The organism is Gordonia aichiensis NBRC 108223 (genome assembly GCF_000332975.1).
GTDB classification, from domain to species: Bacteria; Actinomycetota; Actinomycetes; order Mycobacteriales; family Mycobacteriaceae; genus Gordonia; species Gordonia aichiensis.
The window spans coordinates 112025-130236 of record NZ_BANR01000003.1; the positions used below are offsets into that span (position 1 = coordinate 112025).

Genomic DNA, 18212 nt, shown 5'->3' on the forward strand with positions numbered 1-18212 from the left:
GTCAGATCCCTTCACCCGCAAGGAAGGTCAGGTAGCTCGGGTGGTCGGGGTCGAGGACCAGACGCTGCTTGCGGCCCCGTGCCTTCACCAGATCCGGCACGACGGTGAGGTAGCGGGGGAAGCTGGCCGCATACACGTCGACCCGCAGGCGGTGGCCGGGTTCGAGGACGGCGTCGGTGGGGACGAGATCGACGTCGATGCGCACCGGTGCGTCGGGCGGCACCGGCAGCTTACGTTTGCGCGACAGGAAATGGTGCGCGCCGAGCAGGCTGCCGTCGGACGCGTACGTCGACTGACTCGGATCGAGAGCCCGATTCGACGCCGACAGCGCGCCGTTCGTGAGCACCTTCGACGTTCCGTCAGGTGCGACATCGTTCACGGTGATCGCCCAGATGGCCTCGTGGGCGGTGGTCGCGACGTTCAACCGGAGGTTCATCGATCCGCTGATCGGCGTCGGCTGTGTGACCGGAGCGCTGGTGAACGAGAGCGCGCCGCGTTCCTGGAACCGGGCATCGGCGGTGAAGTGCTTACCCAGCGCCATCGTCGCGCCCGCGGTCACCTGTGTCATGTCGCGCGAGACGATCCCGCGAACATCCGCGCGGACGTGCAGCGACGAGTACTCGGTGCACGGGGACGGCTGCAGACTGCCATCGTGGACGCAATGCGTTGCGCTCGAAGAACATTCACTCGACAGGTAGAGCCGACGCGGTGTCACCCCGGAACGCGGGAACGAGTGCCCCGCGGTCCAGGTACCACCCTGCTGACGCAGCGTCACGGGCCCATAGTGCTCGACGCCGTTCGCGTGCCCCTTGAGCCAACGGTCGAACCACGCGCGCTCGAGGACGTCGAGACGCGGTGGCGCGAACTTTCCTCCGTAACCCGACCCGACGTCGAAGTGGTAGCCATCGCCGACGATCAACTGCTTGCGGCCGGGGTCGAGGTTGAGGCGCTCGTAGATCCCGGTGGCGCTGCGTCCGAAGAGGTCATGCCATGCCCCGACGGTCAGCGTCGGCGCCTCGATCTGGTCGATCCTGGGGTCGCGGGCGTCGAAGTACGGGTCGTCGAAGATTCGGTCGTCGCGGGCGGTCAGGAAGCCCCAGAGCAGCGAGGGGATCTCGGTGGCAGGTGATGCGACACGGTCGCGCAGCCACCGGAAGTGGTTGCCGCGCACTATATCTCGCAGCATCGTCGAGGGATTCGGCACCCACTTGAGGATATTCACCACCGACAGCCATGCCGGGATGAAAGCCGACGGCATTCCGCCGGTGATGTAGATGTCGCGCACGATGTCGTCGCAGCCCTCGACCGCGAACACCGCACCGAGTTGAGGGGGCCGTTTGTCGGCGGCCTGCAGCGAGTTGATCGCAGAGTACGACCACCCCGCGAGCCCGACGCGGCCGTTGCACCAGGACTGCTCACAGACCCAGTCGATGATTTCGACGGAGTCCTGTTGCTCACGCGGACCGAGGATCTCCCACTTGCCGTGGCTGGCCCCGGTTCCGCGAACGTCGACGATCACCTGCGCGTAGCCGCTGCGCACCAGGTTGCGATTGATGCCGAAGACATCGATGACGCCACCCGCCAGGGTCTGCGTCAGGGTGGTGAGTCCTTCGAGGGCAGTGCCCGACGCGTCGACCGAACGGGCCGCCGCGCGCACGGCGCTTCCGAGGACCGGTGCGTGCATCGTGGTGTCGATGAAGTCGATGGCAGCGCGGTTGTAGGGATTGATGTTGATGATCGCCGGGTAGGGCGTCGTGACGACCTCGCCGAACCGCGTCGCTGGTCGAACCACCGTTGCGCGCAGTTCGACCCCGTCACTCATGGTCAGCGTGACGTCTCGATCGATCGAGACACGGGGGTAGACCTGCGGGCCGTCGACCTGTTCTCTCCAGCGCATCGCACTGGCGCCGCCGGTGGGGTCCCCGAGGGGAAGCGTGCCGAATACGGGGGTCTCGGATCGACGCAGCGTCTCGGGGTCACGGGGGAACGGCTCAACCCGAGCCGTGTTGTGCGCAGCGCGGTCGGTCGGAGTGTCTTCGAGTTCCGTCGGTCCCAACTGAAACGCCATGGTGCATCAGCCTGCCTTTGAGGTCACTGCACCTGCGTCAGCCGGTTGTCGATCCGGTGGGCGTGCTGCCGCGGATGCCGTCACTTCATCGTGTCGGTAAAAGAGACGCGAACCGCGCTGCGGTATACCCGCAACCCCACCCAGGTGTGGTCCACATCACTTCCGACTTTCGACCCTAGTGCATGATGTGTCTCAGAACGCTAACTGGGGGGCGTCAATCTGACCCTCAGTGCCATAACTGCAGGTCACGGGCGAACATTTTGTTCGGATAGTCCGAGATCTATTGCGGCAGCGGCCTCGAGAACCATCCAGCCCGACAGTTGAACCGACAGATCGCGCTCGGGAACCGACGACGAGTTGACCGCTCCCGCGACGAACGCGGCGTCGGTGCCGCCTCGGGTCGGGCGTGCTGCCGGACGGTGCCAATCGGCGCTGAACACCACGGTGTCGTCGACTTCTGCACGTGTGTCCCACGCGGCCTCGGCGCTGGACCGTACGAGCGCGGCGCTGCGTCGACGCAACTCGTCGGCGTTGGGGAGATCTGCAGGCAGATCGGTCGCGACGAGGGCCAGATAACGCGCGAGAACGCCCATGAAGAGGCCACCGTCGCCACCACCGGCTCCGCGGATGATGCCATCGGGGCATTCGTGGGCTTCGACAGCGGTGAGTAGACGATCGATGCGTTCGAGGTGGATGGGTTCGCGGGTGAGCCGAGCGGCCTCGACCTCCGACCCGAGTACGACGCCCTGACAGTAGGTGTAGATGGCGGTGACGCGTTCGAAGCCGTCTCCCTGGGGCTTGATGCCGTCGATGACGAGATGGGAGTCGGGGTCGACGAGGGTTGCGTCCATCCAGTCGCACATGGCCAGCGCGCGGTCGGACTGTCCGGTCCGCGCGAGCAGGATGGTCGCCGGGCCGTTGGCGGGCGCATTGAAGAAGGTGTCGATGGTTCGCCACGGGATTCCACCGCCACGGTCGGGCTCCCAGGCGTCGTACATGCGCTTGCTCAGGGTGTGCAGCGCCCGTCGGTGCTGGAGTTCGAGATGACGGTCGGCGCGTTCGATGGCCAGCCCCAGCCAGGCCATGTCGTCGTAGTAGTTGTTGGTCCAGCGGCCGAGATTGCGCAGTCGGATGCCGCGCAGCAGTCGGTTGGCGACATCGGCGAGGGCCGGGTCATAGGCCATGTCGTCGGTGGGGCGATGGATCGCGGCGTCGACGACGAGGTCGAGGAGATGTGCGTGCCACCAGTAGTGCCAGAATCCGAAGCGGCTGCGCACGACGTCGAGCGGTAGCCGCCCGAGCGGCCACGCGATCGTCGCCAGCCGGGTGCCGGGCACCCACCACGCGTGCCGGAGGTGTCTGCCGAGCAACGCATCGGCTGCGATCGCCGCGCGCGCGTTGGGTTCGGAGACGTCGCGGGCGGACGATTTGGTTGGGTTCCCCATGGTCGGGTAGCCTATTACTTCGGTGTGACGTGCACATGTGCGTCGTATCGGTTCAACCAGAGACCGTCGGTCATCGGGAGAGATCCTGATCGAAGGACGACTGCAGCGTCGCGAGGCGCGAGGTCGGCGGCCCGCGCAGGGAGAACGAGGAATAGTGGTGAGGCGCCAACGCGCCGTGCCGAGAAACTACGCCCCGTGCCATCTGCGTGCCGGGGCGTTCATTTGTTTCGCCCCTCCTTGCGGGTATCTGGTTTGAACTCTGACCAACTCGAGTGATGAGGAAGGAGGCGAAGTATGGCCAGGTCCGAAAAGATCGCAGCAGTCGCTGAGATCGCCGAGCAGTTCAAGGGCTCAACGGCAACGGTCGTCACGGAATACCGTGGATTGTCCGTTACCCAGATCACCGATCTGCGACGTTCCCTCGGCGAGGGCGCAACCTACTCCGTCGCCAAGAACACCCTTGTGAAGCGTGCCGCTGCTGAGGCGGGCGTCGAGGGACTCGACGAGCTGTTCACCGGCCCGACCGCGATCGCCTTCATTGAAGGCGAGCCGGTGATGGCCGCGAAGGCGATCAAGAACTTCGCCAAGGACAACAAGGCTCTGGTCATCAAGGGCGGGTACATGGACGGCAAGCCGCTGTCCGTGGCCGAGATCGAAACGATCGCCGACCTTGAGACCCGTGAGGTCTTGCTGGCCAAGCTCGCCGGTGCCATGAAGGGCAACTTGGCAAAGGCCGCCGGACTGTTCAATCAGCCGGCGTCGCAGGTGGCACGACTCGCTGCCGCCCTGCAGGAGAAGAAGGAATCCGCAGGCGAGTAAGTACTCCGGTACTCATCGCCAGCACACAAGCATTCCCCCGCGCGGGGAAGAGAACATCAGACGCCCCGCGTGGGGACTTACAGGAAGGACGCCACCATGGCGAAGCTCACCGCTGACGAGCTCATCGATCAGTTCAAGGAACTGACCCTGCTGGAGCTCAGCGATTTCGTGAAGAAGTTCGAAGAGGTCTTCGAGGTCACCGCGGCCGCTCCGGTCGCCGTTGCCGCCGCAGGCGCTCCGGCTGCCGCCGGCGCCGAGGCTGCTGCCGAGCAGGACGAGTTCGACGTCATCCTCGAGGGTGCCGGCGACAAGAAGATCCAGGTCATCAAGGTTGTGCGTGAGGTCGTTTCCGGCCTCGGCCTGAAGGAGGCGAAGGACCTCGTCGAGGGTGCTCCCAAGCCGATCCTGGAGAAGGTCGACAAGGAAGCCGCCGACGCCGCCAAGGCCAAGCTCGAAGAGGCCGGCGCCAAGGTCTCCGTCAAGTAAGACGGTTCGAGGCTTTATTTCAATGAGCCCGGGGCAGAACTGCCCCGGGCTCATTGCTGTCTGCAACGGGTCCGACAATCGTCGTGCGATGTGACCGTCGACCCACTTTTGTTCTGTCGGTGGCATGGGATACTCTCTTGGTCAGTCAGGTTACCGGCCGGTAATTGGCCGAACCTGAGAACCGCCGAGAGGCGGTGTGGATACGGGGGAACTGTCCGCTAGAGTGACCCCAACCACAGTTGAGTCCGACTGCGTTTGCGCCGCCTGCGTCCGAGTCTTAGCCATCGGGCAGCCGCGCTACTGGACCCGAGTTTCTTGGAGGATGTAGTGGGTGTTGAGGTCAGCGTCGAGGGGCTCACCAAATCTTTTGGTTCTCAGAATATTTGGCGTGATGTGTCGTTGACGTTGCCGTCGGGTGAGGTGTCGGCGTTGCTGGGTCCGTCGGGTACGGGTAAGTCGGTGTTTTTGAAGACGTTGATCGGGTTGCTGCATCCTGAGCAGGGGTCGGTGATCATCGATGGCACCGATATCACGCAGTGTTCGGCCAAAGAGTTGTATGAGATCCGCAAGTTGTTCGGTGTGTTGTTCCAGGACGGCGCGCTGTTCGGGTCGATGAGTTTGTATGACAACATCGCGTTCCCGCTTCGTGAGCACACGAAGAAGAAGGAAGACGAAGTCCGGCGGATCGTGATGGAGAAGATCGATCTGGTGGGTTTGGCCGGCGCGGAGGACAAGCTGCCCGGTGAGATCTCCGGTGGTATGCGCAAACGTGCCGGGTTGGCGCGGGCGTTGGTGCTCGATCCGCAGATCATTTTGTGTGATGAGCCGGACTCGGGTCTGGATCCGGTGCGTACCGCCTATATCTCGCAGTTGTTGATCGATATCAACGCCCAGATCGATGCGACGATTCTGATCGTGACGCACAACATCAACATTGCCCGCACGATTCCGGACAACATCGGCATGTTGTTCCGGAAGGAGTTGGTGATGTTCGGTCCGCGTGAGCAGTTGCTGACCTCGGAGCAGCCGGTGGTCAAGCAGTTCCTCTCCGGTGATCGGTTCGGTCCGATCGGTATGTCGGAGGAGAAGGACGAGGCTGTGCAGAAGCAGGAAGAGGCGATGCAGGCCGCCGGTATCGGTGGTGGTGGTACCAAGGATGATTTCTCGGAGATCATTCCGCAGGTGCAGCCCAATCCGGGTATGCCCGAGCGTAAAGCGGTCGCCCGGCATCGTGAGCGGGTGCTGGAGTTGTTGCGGACGCTGCCGGAGAATGCGCAGCGTGCGATCCGGGAGTCGATGGATCAGGAAGACCAGATCCGTGCCGAGTCCCGCGCCCACGCCGCCAACACCCAGGGCGTCGAGTGGTCCGACACCGAGGGCGGTTTGCAGGCCGGCAGCGAGAACGTCATGGTCGACACCTCCACCGACGTCATCGACCACGGTGATCCGAATCAGGGCGGCTACGGCAACGACTACGCCGGAGACGATGCGCAGACCCAGCAGTGGGCTGTGCCAGAGGGAGCGAAGACTCAGCAGATGGAGTCCGAACGTCCCGAGGGTGGGCGTCACTACGGCGGGGGCTCGTAGGTATGGCAAATGCCACCACGCGTGGCGTCGACAGAGTTGCACGGGCCGGTGAAGGCGCACTCGCCCAGACAGGCAACATCGTCCAGCTCTTCGTCGACGTAGCACGCCAGACCTTTGTGCGCCCATTCCAATGGCGCGAGTTCATCCAGCAGGCATGGTTCATCGCGAGTGTGACGATCCTGCCGACGGCGCTCATCGCCATCCCGTTCGGCGCCATCGTGTCGTTGCAGACCGGATCGCTCATCAAGCAGCTCGGCGCGGAGTCGTACACCGGTGCCGCATCGGTGCTCGTCGTCATCCAGCAGGGCTCCCCGCTGGTCACGTCGCTGTTGATTGCGGGTGCTGCCGGTTCGGCCGTCGCCGCCGATCTCGGTTCGCGCACGATTCGTGAAGAGATCGATGCGATGGAGGTTCTGGGTATCAACCCGATCCAGCGTCTCGTCGTTCCGCGCGTACTCGCGATGGTGCTGGTGGCCGTGCTGCTGAACGGGCTGGTCGCGGTGGTCGGTATCGGCGGAGGCTACTTCTTCAACGTGATCGTGCAGGGCGGTACCCCCGGTGCCTACCTTGCGTCGTTCGGCGCGTTGGCCCAGCTCCCCGACCTCTGGGTGTCGCTGCTCAAGGCCGCCATCTTCGGTGTGCTCGCCGGCGTCGTCGCGTCGTACAAGGGGCTCACCCCGAAGGGCGGTCCGAAGGGCGTCGGTGACGCGGTCAACCAGAGCGTTGTCATCACCTTCCTGCTGCTGTTCCTGGCCAACCTGATCATCACTGCGGTCTACCTGCAGATCGTTCCGCCGAAGGGGAGCTGACATGGCCGGTGGAGTGACTATCGCCAAGAGCCGCCCCGAGTACTACCTGTACGAGGCGCGCAAACAGCTCGGTAAACCACTCAAGCTGCTCGACGGTGCCGGCGAGCAGATGTCCTTCTACGGACGCACCCTCGCGTGGATTCCGCGCACGCTCATTCACTACACACGCGAGGTTCTGCGGATCCTCGCGGAGGTCGCCTTCGGTTCCGGTGGACTCGCCGTCATCGGCGGCACCGTCGGAGTCATGGTGTTGATGTCGGGGTTCACCGGCGTCGTCGTTGGCCTGCAGGGCTATGCAGCGCTCGACCAGATCGGCTCACAGGTCCTCACCGGCTTCTTGTCCGCCTATGTCAACACCCGTGAGGTCGCACCCCTGGTCGCGGGCCTCGCGCTCTCGGCCACGGTTGGCTGCGGCTTCACCGCTCAGCTCGGCGCGATGCGGATATCCGAGGAGATCGACGCACTCGAGTCGATGGCGGTTCCCTCCATCCCGTTCCTGGTGTCGACACGAGTCATCGCAGGCTTCATCGCGGTCATCCCGCTGTACGTGCTCGGCCTGTTGTCTGCGTACTTCGCCTCCAGAGTGGTGACGACTGTCTTCAACGGGCAGTCGGGAGGCTCATACGATCACTACTTCAACCTGTTCCTACCTCCGGAAGACGTGCTGTGGTCGTTCGGTAAGGTGCTGGTCTTCGCGTTCGTGATCATCCTTGTCCACTGCTACTACGGTTACTACGCCAGCGGCGGTCCCGCGGGTGTGGGTGTGGCCGTGGGGCATGCGGTGCGAGCGGCGTTGGTGCTCATCGCCGTCCTCGACTTCTTTCTCGGCCTTGCCATCTGGGGTACGACGACGACTGTGAGAGTGGGGGGCTAGGCGATGACAGTGATTCGTCGCCGGTTACTCGGACTGGTGTTCTTCGTGGTTGTCGCGTTGTTCTTCGCGGTCACGATCATGAAGTTCAACAAGGACTTCACGACATTCACCGACGTGACGCTCAAGACCGACTCGGTGGGCAACGCACTGCCCACGAACGCCGACGTGAAGGCACGTGGCGTCATCGTCGGCGAGGTGCGCGACGTCGAACCCTCGGGCAACGGCACGGTCAACGTGACCCTCGGCCTCAAACCCGAGATGGCCGCACAGCTGCCGGCCGACACCACGGCCCGCATCCTTCCCAAGACGCTGTTCGGGGAGCGCTACGTCGCGCTACAGGTTCCCGAGCAGACGTCGGGTCCCACGCTGGCCAACGGGATGACGATCCAGACCGACACCAGCGGCAACGCCAAGGAGGTCCAAGACCTTCTCGACCGTCTGCTCCCGGTGCTCGACGCGATCCCGCCGCAGGACCTCAACGTCACCCTGACCGCGTTGTCGCAGGCGCTCTCGGGGCGCGGTGAGCAGATCGGCACGACGTTCGAAGAGCTCAACACGATCTTCGGCCGGCTGTCGACGCCGAAGAACCTGAACTCGCTCGAGGGCACCCTGCGTGGCCTCGCATCGTTCTCGAAGACCTACTCGACGGCGTTGCCCGACGTCATCGACGCACTCGACAACTTCCGTACGACCAACAAGACGATCGTCGATCGTCAGGGCGACCTGCGCACCCTGATCGCGACCCTCGGAACGGCGTCGACAGATACCACCAACTGGTTGCAGCGCAATGGCAACAACCTCGTCGACCTGGTCACCGACTCCGAGCCCTTCCTGACCGGACTCGCGAAGCAGTCGCCGACGTTCGTGTGCGCGTTCCACAACTTCGCGACGCTGATCCCCGAATCGGAGAAGATCGTCGGAAAGGGCACGAAGAATCCCGGTGTGCGAGTGAATCTCCAGTTCGTCAACCCGCGCGGTAGGTATCTCCCCAATCAGGACGAGCCGCGCTTCTTCGACAAGGACGCGCCCGCGGTCTGCTATGACCCACCGACCAACGGCCGACCCTTCCCTCAGTACCCGGGAGGCGGCCTGGCCGACGGCTCGTACCAGCCTCCTTCGCGTAACCCCGGACCGACGACGGTGAAGAAGCTGCCACAGCCGCAGTTCACCAAGACACCGGTCGGCACCATCCGGGAGAACTCGTTCGACGACCCGACCTACCGGGCGCAGCTGAAGGTGATCTACGGCGCGGCCAGCGGAACCGAGCCGGACGACGTGCCCACGTGGACCACCATGATCGGTGCTGCGCCGCTGCAGGGAGCGCAGGTGCACATCAAATGAAGTCCATCGTGGGGCCGTTGACCAAGTTGATCGTCTTCGCGGTGATCACCGTGGTCGCGACGGCGTTGCTCGCGCTGACCATCGCCAACATCGGTGGCGGAGCCGACAACGACTACAAGGCCGTGTTCTCCGATGCGTCGATGCTCAACAAGGGCGACGACGTGCGGATCGCGGGTGTGCGTGTGGGCCAGGTCAGCAATGTGTCGGTATACGACAAGAACCGGGCCGAGGTCTCGTTCAACGTCGACCGTCAGTTGCCCGAGGGCGCGCAGATCTACATCAAGTACCGCAACCTGACCGGACTGCGCTACCTGTCGGTCGAGAAGGGCGCGGGCGAAGCGTCGCAGACGGTGAACCCCGGTCACACCTTCGGCGCGAATCCCGACGAGAACAACACGCATCCCGCGGTCAACCTGACGCAGTTGTTCAACGGGTTCAAGCCACTGTTCCGGCAGTTGCAGCCCGAGGATGTGAACAAGCTCGCCGACGAGATCATCAAGGTCTTCCAGGGTGAGTCGAGCAACGTGTCGAGTCTGATCAGCGATACGGCAGACCTGACCAACTCGATCGCCGACAAGGACGCCGTGATCGGCGATCTGATCACCAACCTGACCAAGGTGCTCGACACGGTCAACCGCAACGACGAACAGTTCACCTCGCTGCTCGACAACACCGAGCAGCTGGTGACAGGCCTTGCGGCGCAACGTGGTTCGGTGGGCTCGGCGATCACGTCGGTGTCGAACCTCACGGCGGTCACGGCGTCGATCCTGACGTCGACGCGGCCGGCGATCCAGGGCGACATCGCGGGTCTCAAGAGCCTGGCCGACCAGGTCAACAAGCGTCGCGACGACGTGGCGCAGGTGCTGACCAACCTGCCGATCAAGCTGCAGAAGATCGGTCGTGCGGCGACATTCGGCTCCTGGTTCCAGTTCTATCTATGCGGCATCGACGTCGTCGCGGGTAACGGCAAGTCCACGCTTCTGACGAAGCCGGTCGTCCCGCTTCCCGACATCAACCACGTCCTTTACACCAGCGCGGCGAGCCGTTGCTGGAAAGACAACAAGCCAGGGGGGTGAGCATGGCAGACGGAACAGCCCAGAAGAAGCCGGGGCACAAGCGATTCGGTGGACATCGCAGCCCCGTCAGTATCGGTGCGATCGGCATCCTGATCCTGCTCATGATGGCAGTGTCGGCGTTCTACCTGAACTCGCTGCCGCTCGTCGGCGCGGGAGCTCAGTACACGGCGAAGTTCACCGAAGCAGCCGGCCTGCGTGCCGGTTCGGAAGTGCGTGTCGCGGGCGTGAAGGTCGGCGAGGTCAACGACGTCTCGCTCGACGGCAATCGCGTCAACGTGAAGTTCCGGGTGAACAACACGTGGATCGGTGACCAGACCCAGGCGTCGATTCAGATCAAGACAGTCCTCGGACAGAAGTACCTAGAGCTCAATCCGCGCGGCAGCAAGATCGCCGATCCGAGTGTCGCGCTCACCGACACGGTGTCGCCGTACGACGTGATCGAGGCGTTCTCCGACGCGGCCGATTCGGTCGAGACCCTCGATACCGATCAGCTCGCGACGTCGATGAAGGCGATCTCCGACACGTTCTCCGGAACGTCGGGAGATGTGGGACCGGCGCTCGACGGCATCACACGTCTGTCACAGACGATTGCCAGCCGCGACCAGGAGGTGCAGAAACTGCTGGCGGCCACCAAGAGCACGTCGAAGATCCTCGCCGACCGCAACCAGGAGTTCGTCAAGCTCATCGCGGGCGCAGGTCAGTTGCTCGACGAGCTCAACAACCGCCAGAAGAACATCTCGGCGTTGCTGAAGACCACGACCGCACTGAGCGATTCGCTGAGCGGGATCGTCAAGGACAACCAGGCCCAGATCGGCCCGGCGCTCGACTCGCTGAAGGGTGTCAACGACCTGCTCAAGGAGCAGAACAAGAACCTGCAGGACACGATCACCTACATGGCGCCCTTCTATCGGCTCTACGCGAACGTGCTCGGCAACGGGCGGTGGTTCGAGTCGGTGGTGACCAACCTCCTGCCGCCGGCGCTACCGCAACAGAACACGACGCGCCTGCCCAACAAGCAGGCGAACCAGAACAACGGTGGAACGGAGGCAACCGGATGACCGCCCCGGATCTGTCCACGACCTCCGGACCAGGACGTTGGTTCACGCCCCGACACATCGTGATCATCGTGCTCGGCCTGATTCTCGCGCTGATCGTCGCAGGCGCCCTGTGGTGGGTGTTCAGCTCGATGGGGAGCACGAAGATCACCGCGACATTCGCGCGGACGGTCGGCATCTACAAGGGTTCCGACGTCCGCATCCTCGGCGTACCCGTCGGCAAGGTCGACTCGGTGACGCCCGACGGCCAGACCGTCAAGGTGACCATGACCGTCGATCGCGGCACCGACCTCCCTGCCGATGTGCGTGCCGTTCAGGTGATTCCTTCGGTGGTTGCCGACCGCTACGTGCAGTTGACCCCCGCCTATTCGGGCGGACCGAAGGCACCGCGCAACATCACCTTGACCGAGAAGCAGACGATGGTCCCGGTCGAGGTCGACAAGATCTACGAGAGCGTCGAAAAGCTGTCGAAGGCATTGGGGCCAAACGGGGCCAACAAGGACGGCGCGGTCAGCGACCTCGTCGCGGTCGGCGCCCAGAACCTCGAGGGCAACGGCGCCAAGCTCGGCGATGCGATCGAGAATCTGTCGAAGGCGACCACGACGCTGTCGGACTCGCGCGGCAACATCGTCGACACCGTCAACAATCTGGACGTCTTCGTCGGAGCGTTGAAGGAAAACGATTCGCAGGTGCGCCAGTTCAACAACCAGATGGCGTCGTTCAACACGTTCCTCGCAGGGGAACGGCAGCAGCTGTCGGCCGCGTTGAACAAGCTCTCGATCGCCCTCGGCGACGTCGCGACCTTCGTCGCCGACAACCGTGAGCAGATCGGCGAGACGGTCAACGACCTCAAGCCGACGACCCAGGCACTCGTCAACACGCAGCAGAGCCTCAAGGAGACGCTGACCGTGCTGCCGCTGACGATCAACAATCTGATCAACGCCTACGACGCGGAGTCGGGCACCATCGCTATGCGCCTGACGATTCCCGACCTGCAGGACCCGACCCAGACGACGTGTCGTCTGTTCGATCTCGGGGCGCTGCTCCCGGGTAACCCCGCAGCCGACCAGATCAGTGACAGTCTCAAGCCGTTCATCAACCAGTGCTCGGCGATCGGTAAGCAGATCACCAACAACGTGCTGACACCGATCCTGCCGGTGTTGCCCTTCGGGATCATGAGCAACAACAAGTTGCAGAAGTATCCGGTGCCGGGAACGGTTCCCGGAACGCCGGATCCGCAGGCCAACCCCGGTCCAGCGACCAAGACGCCGGCATCGGCGACGCCGTCGGCCAAGCCACGGTCGGGAGGTAACTGATGGCTCTGCGTCTTGGTGGGTTCATTCCGCGCGCGTGGCGCGGTGTCATCGCTGGGGTCGTCGCCCTGACCGCTGTGCTGATGGTCGCGGGGTGCGGCGCGAACGGGGTGCAGTCGATTCCGCTTCCCGGCGGCGCCGATGTCGGAGATAACCCGCGCACCTACAAGATTCAGTTCTCCAACATCCTCGACCTGGTTCCGCAGTCGGTGGTCAAGCGCGACGGTATCCCTGTCGGCCGTGTCACCAGCGTCGAGATTCCGAAGAACGAATGGTTCGCGCTGGTGACCGTGAAGGTCAAGAACGACATCAACCTGTCCGATCAGGCGGGCGCAGCGGTCCAACAGACCTCACTGCTCGGCGAGAAGTTCGTCGCGTTGACCGAACCGTCCAACAGTGCGTCATTGCCGCGTCAGAGTGAGTCGATGCCGATTCCGCTGGACCGAACGCGTACGGCGACCGATATCGAGCAGGTCCTCGGCGCGCTGTCGATGCTGCTCAACGGCGGTGGGATCAACCAGCTCGAGCCGATCGTCACAGAGCTCAACAAAGCTCTCGACGGCCGGGCCGACAAGGTCCACGATCTGATCGAGAATGCCAGTTCGCTCGTGGCAGGCCTCAACCGTCAGCGTGACTCGATTCTCGCGGCGATCGACGGCCTCGACAAGCTGTCGGACAGGGCTGCGGCGCAGACGACGCAGATCGACCGGATCCTGAAGGAACTGCCCGCTGGTGTCGCCGTACTGGAGGAGCAGCGGCCGCAGTTCGTCGACCTCCTGACCAAGCTCGACAAGCTCGGGCAGGTCGGCACCGACGTTCTCGGTCGGTCGCATGACGCGTTGATCACCGATCTGAAGGCGCTGCGTCCGGTGCTCACCGAGCTCACCAAGGCTGCGCCCGACCTCATCACCGCGGCTCCGTTGATGCTCACGCACCCGTTCCCGGATTCGTTGCTGCCCGCTGTCCAGGGCGATTCGACGAACCTGTTCATGACACTCGACCTGAGGCTGTTGAACCAGCTCGAGGCGTTGGGCGTCGGGCAGGGGACCCCGAAGTACTCGCCGCCACAGCGACACGACGTCCCGGTGAATCAGAGCAACCCGTACATCAACGGCAATGGTCCGCGCTACGGATGGCCGACGATCACCCTGTTGCCGCCTGCGCGGAACGCGACTCCCGGTCCGAACACGCCGCCGTCGGGTGGAAGGTATCCGGCATCGTCGACGGTTCCGCGTGGTAGCGGGGCATCGGCGGCGAAGCCCGCGGACTTCCCGACGCCCGCGTCGAGCGACCAACGGTTCATCGACGGTCCGCTGAAACTCCTGGGGGTCGGATAGATGATCAGCAGACTCGCGAAGATCCAGCTCATCGTGTTCGTGGTCGTCGGACTGGTCGCGATCGCGTTTGTCGGTGCCAAGTACGCACGTCTGGACAAGACGGTGGGTATCGGCACCTACACGGTGACTGCTGCGCTGAAGGAATCCGGCGGCATCTTCACCAACGCCGAGGTGACCTACATGGGCATCCCGGTGGGCCGCGTCGGCAAGCTCGAGTTGACCAAGGAGGGCGTGAACGTCGCGCTCGTGATCGACTCGAACTCACCGAAGATCCCGGCGGATTCCGTCGCGGTGATCGCGAATCGGTCGGCGATCGGCGAGCAGTACGTCGACCTCCAGCCGCAGTCGACGGGGTCTCCGTACCTCGCCGACAACTCGACGATCACCCGGTCGTCGGTGCCGCCTCCGCTCGAGGACGTCGTGTCGTCGGCGATCGACTTCACCCAGTCGATCCCGATCGACGATCTCCACACGGTGATCACCGAACTGGGCAAGGCGTTCAACGGTCAGTCGGAAAACCTGACGCGGCTCGTCGATTCACTCGGCAAGCTGTCGCGGGCCGGAGTCGACAACCTCGACCAGACGATCTCGTTGATCAACAACGCCAACGTGGTGCTCGCGACCCAGGCCGATCAGTCCGACCAGATCCTCGCCTGGTCGCGCAGTCTCGACCTCGTCACCGCGACCCTCGCGGCTTCCGATCCGGATCTGCGTCGACTGCTCACGACCGGAACCACGTCGGCGACGCAGATCTCGAATCTGATCCAGAAGAACGGTGGCGACATCGGCAAGGTCGTCGGTCAGCTGTCCGAGGTGGCCCGCACGGTCCAGCCGGCCGGCTACCTGACGAACGGAACGTTCGCGATGCTGTCGGCACTGTCGGCCGGAAGCCATTCGCCTGCGCCCGGCGACGGGCAGATCCACTTCGGCATCGTGCTCGAGACCAACAACCCGCCGGCGTGTACGCGTGGTTACGGGTCGACCGACGCGATGATCGACCAGATCAAGAAGAAGGACCCGACATTCGATATCCGTTACGACGAGTTCCCGTTCAACACGCAGGCGTCGTGCGACGTTCCGTTCGGCAATCCGACCGGTGTGCGCAGCGCCAAACGCGTCGAGTACGCGAACCCGAACACACCTCAGCCCTGGGATTCGACCCCCAAGAAGGACCCGGACAAGCTCAATCTGACCCCGTTGGCGACACAGTTGGCGACGCTCATGGGTGTGCGCCCGGTGAAGCCGGGCGGGTTCGGCACCGATGGATTCGGTGGGTGACCCCGGCGAGTGCCGCGTCGTCGACCAGGGGTGTCGATCGATTTGGCTCTCTCTCAGGTGTGCTCGATACAGTGACGCGCGATGACCACCATGACTGACCCGACGACGGCGTCGAAGCCGACGGACCCGCACAACGGCACGTGCCGCAGTCACCCGCTCGTCAGCATTCTTGCAATGGTGGCGGTGGTTGTCGCCGCCGCATGTGTCGCCTACTTCGGGTACCGCGCGTACGAGGTGTACTTCGTCGACAAGCCGATACAGAGCGCACGCGACGAGGCGGTGTCGAGCGCCGAGCAGGCGATCATCAACGTGACGACCGTTGATCCGAAGAACACGGCCGACTGGAAGCGCCGCGTCGACAGTTCGTTGACCGGAAAGGCCAAGGAGCAGATCACCGCTCAGGACGTGTCGACGCTCAACCAGCAGATCACGCAGGCCGGGCCGCAGGCGGCGACTCTGACGTCGCGGCTCAAGCGCTCGGCTCCGACCGAGGTCAATGCCGACGCAGGCACCGCCAAGGTGCTGATCTACGTCGACGCCACGGCCAAGCGCGAGAACGAGGCGGGCGTCACCCAGACGATGGGCTTCTCGGTCAGCATGACCAAGACGGACGGCACCTGGAAGGCGTCGAACATCTCCCCGCTGGACGGCATCGACATCGACGATCCGGGGCAGTCGGCGAATCAGCAGTCCGGCAACGGGCAATCCGGCAGTCAGCAGTCCGGCCAGCAGCAGGGAGGGGGTAACTGATGGCACGCCCACCGCGTAAGCCCGGTTATCGCCCGCAGCGCAGGACCTCCGCGTACCGGCCCCGTGTCGCGGGCCGTGGACGCTCCTCGGCGTCGGCGGAACCGCAGTCACCCGAGACCTCGGTGCCGGCGGAAGCCCCGGAGACGCAGGAAGCCCCGGAGACGCAGGCGACCGAGACCCCGATCGAACCGGCAGACGGCATCGCGGAACCGGCGGGTCAGGTCACCGCGGAATCGGCCGAGGATGCCAAGGCAGACGCGGATCCCGCCGAGGACATCATGGAACCCGCGGAACCGGCAGAACCCGCCGTCGGCACATCACAGCCCGCCGACGGCAGCGCGGACGCCGAGCCCACGGCGGACACCGCCGACGGCACAGCGGAATCCGCGGAACCGGTCGAGCCGACCGCACACACTGCCGACGGCACCGAGGCCTCGCTCACGAAGCCTGACGCCGACAGCGAGGAACCGCGTCCGGCCGCGAGAACTCGACCCGTCGCCCGGGTGTCGACGATCAAGCCCAACGCGGGCGCGGCGTCGAATCCGTCGAATCGTCCGGTTATGCCTGGCCAGCCCGGCTACGGCGCTCTTCCGCGGGGACACGCTTCGCCGTCGTCGTTCTTACGGTTCCGTCGCTCCACGCTCATCGTGCTCGGCGCGGTGACCGCCGTGCTCGCGATCATCGCGGTGGTGCTCGGTTTACATCCAGGCGCGACGATCGGGTCCAACAAGGCGTTCGTCGACCAGGCGGCCACCAGCGAACTGGTGTCGCAGGCCCAGACCAAGGTCTGCAACGCCAACTCCGCCACCGGTGTCAAGTTCGACGAGTGGTCGAACAAGGCGCGCGCAGGGCTCACCGGTGAAGCGCTGGAACAGTTCAACAAGCAGGTCGCCCCGCTCAAGCAGGTCATGGAACAGGCCAAGGCCACGACTGACTGTCAGATCGACGCGATCGGCGTCCGCAACCTCACCGGCGGCGGCGACGGCGCACGAGCGGTCATCCTGGTCAACATGGTCTTGTCCGGCACCCAGAACGGCGTACCCACACAGAGCCTCACCCCGCGTTACCAGGTGAACATGGAAAAGCACGGCGACTCCTGGCTCATCGCGAAGGTCGACGAAGTCTGACGTCTGTGGCGCCCGGCGAGCCGACTATCCGCGCCGCAGGCGCCGACGATGCACTGGCGATCGCCGTCGCGCATGTTCGCTCGTGGCGGTCTGCATATCGCGGTCTGATCGCGCAGGAGGTGCTCGATGCGCTCGACCCGCAGGAGAGAGCAGCTCGTTACGTCTTCGACCGCTCGCTGCCCGATGGCCCGTACACGCTGATCGCCGAGGCGGCAGGCACGGTCTTGGCTCACGTCACCGTCGGGCGATCCTCGGAGGACCCGTCACTGGGGGAGGTGTGGTCGCTATACGTTGATCCCGGCCACTGGCGCTCCGGTACCGGGCGCGCGCTGCTACGCGCGGGGAGTAGCGCTCTTGCCGCAGCCGGATTCGACGCTGCGGTGCTCTGGGTGTTGGAGGGCAACACCAAGGCGTCGTCGTTCTACGAAGCCGACGGTTGGCGCGCGGACGGGCGACGTAGGACCGTTGAGATCGGTGACGCCGCGGTCTCCGAAGTGTGTTTCCGACGAATGCTCGACGACCCGCGGTTGTGGCGGTAACACGCTGCGTACGGGTCCGTGCGGCACCCGAAGGCATGCGCTCACGCTGGTGAGGCGCCAATTTTCTGACACAAATTGGCGCGTACCGCTTGACGTGGCGCCGTTGTCGGGCCAATCTGTGTCCAGCGATTGCAGCGCGGGCAGCCACCAGTGCGAGATCGTTTCCAGACGCTACTTGACAAAGTGCGTCTATTTTCTGCTACAGTTGGACGTTGCGCTGGCTGCCTCCTGTCCGTCTGTCGATCCTCCTTCTGGCCACATTCTCGCCTGGTGTGTGCATGGTGATCGCCGATCGAAGGTTGTCACCA

Annotated in this window: 16 protein-coding genes; 14 read left to right on the top strand and 2 right to left on the bottom strand. The window is 64.3% G+C overall.

Annotated elements, in window-relative coordinates:
* Window position 1 precedes the first annotated feature (1 nt).
* Window positions 2-2068 carry a CocE/NonD family hydrolase gene (locus GOACH_RS02055; protein ID WP_005169739.1) on the bottom strand — a complete coding sequence of 689 codons (2067 nt, stop codon included), beginning with the start codon at window positions 2066-2068 and terminating at the stop codon, window positions 2-4.
* Window positions 2069-2313: 245 nt separating this feature from the next.
* Window positions 2314-3513: a glycoside hydrolase family 76 protein gene (locus GOACH_RS02060; RefSeq protein WP_005169742.1), complete on the bottom strand. Its 1200-nt coding sequence runs from the start codon at window positions 3511-3513 to the stop codon at window positions 2314-2316.
* A gap of 294 nt (window positions 3514-3807) precedes the next feature.
* Between GOACH_RS02060 and rplJ the strand changes: the two genes are divergently transcribed.
* The 14 genes from rplJ (at window position 3808) to GOACH_RS02130 (ending at window position 17904) form a co-directional block, all read left to right on the top strand.
* Window positions 3808-4332: a 50S ribosomal protein L10 gene (gene rplJ, locus GOACH_RS02065; RefSeq protein ID WP_005169745.1), complete on the top strand. Its 525-nt coding sequence runs from the start codon at window positions 3808-3810 to the stop codon at window positions 4330-4332.
* Window positions 4333-4428: 96 nt separating this feature from the next.
* A complete protein-coding gene (gene rplL, locus GOACH_RS02070) occupies window positions 4429-4818 on the top strand; it encodes a 50S ribosomal protein L7/L12 (RefSeq protein ID WP_005169747.1) in 390 nt (129 codons plus the stop codon).
* A 327-nt stretch (window positions 4819-5145) separates the two neighbouring features.
* Window positions 5146-6405, top strand: coding sequence for an ABC transporter ATP-binding protein (locus GOACH_RS02075; RefSeq protein ID WP_005169749.1), 1260 nt, complete (start codon window positions 5146-5148; stop codon window positions 6403-6405).
* 2 nt (window positions 6406-6407) lie between these two features.
* Window positions 6408-7214, top strand: coding sequence for an MlaE family ABC transporter permease (locus GOACH_RS02080; protein WP_005169752.1), 807 nt, complete (start codon window positions 6408-6410; stop codon window positions 7212-7214).
* Between the two features lies 1 nt (window position 7215).
* Window positions 7216-8088: an MlaE family ABC transporter permease gene (locus GOACH_RS02085; RefSeq protein WP_005169754.1), complete on the top strand. Its 873-nt coding sequence runs from the start codon at window positions 7216-7218 to the stop codon at window positions 8086-8088.
* Between the two features lie 3 nt (window positions 8089-8091).
* Window positions 8092-9429 carry an MCE family protein gene (locus GOACH_RS02090; RefSeq protein WP_005169757.1) on the top strand — a complete coding sequence of 446 codons (1338 nt, stop codon included), beginning with the start codon at window positions 8092-8094 and terminating at the stop codon, window positions 9427-9429.
* On the top strand, window positions 9426-10505 hold the full coding sequence (locus tag GOACH_RS02095) for an MCE family protein (protein WP_005169759.1): 1080 nt from the start codon (window positions 9426-9428) through the stop codon (window positions 10503-10505). Before GOACH_RS02090 ends, GOACH_RS02095 begins: the two co-directional genes overlap by 4 nt.
* 2 nt (window positions 10506-10507) lie before the next feature.
* Window positions 10508-11563 carry an MlaD family protein gene (locus tag GOACH_RS02100; protein WP_005169760.1) on the top strand — a complete coding sequence of 352 codons (1056 nt, stop codon included), beginning with the start codon at window positions 10508-10510 and terminating at the stop codon, window positions 11561-11563.
* On the top strand, window positions 11560-12876 hold the full coding sequence (locus tag GOACH_RS02105) for an MCE family protein (RefSeq protein WP_005169763.1): 1317 nt from the start codon (window positions 11560-11562) through the stop codon (window positions 12874-12876). The genes GOACH_RS02100 and GOACH_RS02105 overlap by 4 nt, the downstream gene beginning before the upstream one ends.
* Window positions 12876-14210, top strand: coding sequence for an MCE family protein (locus tag GOACH_RS02110; protein WP_005169765.1), 1335 nt, complete (start codon window positions 12876-12878; stop codon window positions 14208-14210). The genes GOACH_RS02105 and GOACH_RS02110 overlap by 1 nt, the downstream gene beginning before the upstream one ends.
* A complete protein-coding gene (locus GOACH_RS02115; protein ID WP_005169768.1) occupies window positions 14211-15488 on the top strand; it encodes an MCE family protein in 1278 nt (425 codons plus the stop codon).
* An 81-nt stretch (window positions 15489-15569) separates the two neighbouring features.
* A complete protein-coding gene (locus tag GOACH_RS02120; RefSeq protein ID WP_005169771.1) occupies window positions 15570-16238 on the top strand; it encodes a hypothetical protein in 669 nt (222 codons plus the stop codon).
* Window positions 16238-17365, top strand: a complete 1128-nt coding sequence (locus GOACH_RS02125) for a hypothetical protein (RefSeq protein WP_005169774.1) — start codon at window positions 16238-16240, stop codon at window positions 17363-17365. The genes GOACH_RS02120 and GOACH_RS02125 overlap by 1 nt, the downstream gene beginning before the upstream one ends.
* A 5-nt stretch (window positions 17366-17370) precedes the next feature.
* Window positions 17371-17904 (top strand): GNAT family N-acetyltransferase, encoded by a 534-nt coding sequence (locus GOACH_RS02130; protein WP_005169776.1) that lies wholly within the window; start codon window positions 17371-17373, stop codon window positions 17902-17904.
* Window positions 17905-18212: the final 308 nt, after the last annotated feature.

Coding starts and splice junctions, on each gene's coding strand:
- GOACH_RS02055 (WP_005169739.1), bottom strand. CDS start 2,068: ATGGCGTTTCAGTTGGGACCGACGGAACTCGAAGACACTCCGACCGAC.
- GOACH_RS02060 (WP_005169742.1), bottom strand. CDS start 3,513: ATGGGGAACCCAACCAAATCGTCCGCCCGCGACGTCTCCGAACCCAAC.
- rplJ (WP_005169745.1), top strand. CDS start 3,808: ATGGCCAGGTCCGAAAAGATCGCAGCAGTCGCTGAGATCGCCGAGCAG.
- rplL (WP_005169747.1), top strand. CDS start 4,429: ATGGCGAAGCTCACCGCTGACGAGCTCATCGATCAGTTCAAGGAACTG.
- GOACH_RS02080 (WP_005169752.1), top strand. CDS start 6,408: ATGGCAAATGCCACCACGCGTGGCGTCGACAGAGTTGCACGGGCCGGT.
- GOACH_RS02085 (WP_005169754.1), top strand. CDS start 7,216: ATGGCCGGTGGAGTGACTATCGCCAAGAGCCGCCCCGAGTACTACCTG.
- GOACH_RS02090 (WP_005169757.1), top strand. CDS start 8,092: ATGACAGTGATTCGTCGCCGGTTACTCGGACTGGTGTTCTTCGTGGTT.
- GOACH_RS02095 (WP_005169759.1), top strand. CDS start 9,426: ATGAAGTCCATCGTGGGGCCGTTGACCAAGTTGATCGTCTTCGCGGTG.
- GOACH_RS02100 (WP_005169760.1), top strand. CDS start 10,508: ATGGCAGACGGAACAGCCCAGAAGAAGCCGGGGCACAAGCGATTCGGT.
- GOACH_RS02105 (WP_005169763.1), top strand. CDS start 11,560: ATGACCGCCCCGGATCTGTCCACGACCTCCGGACCAGGACGTTGGTTC.
- GOACH_RS02110 (WP_005169765.1), top strand. CDS start 12,876: ATGGCTCTGCGTCTTGGTGGGTTCATTCCGCGCGCGTGGCGCGGTGTC.
- GOACH_RS02115 (WP_005169768.1), top strand. CDS start 14,211: ATGATCAGCAGACTCGCGAAGATCCAGCTCATCGTGTTCGTGGTCGTC.
- GOACH_RS02120 (WP_005169771.1), top strand. CDS start 15,570: ATGACCACCATGACTGACCCGACGACGGCGTCGAAGCCGACGGACCCG.
- GOACH_RS02125 (WP_005169774.1), top strand. CDS start 16,238: ATGGCACGCCCACCGCGTAAGCCCGGTTATCGCCCGCAGCGCAGGACC.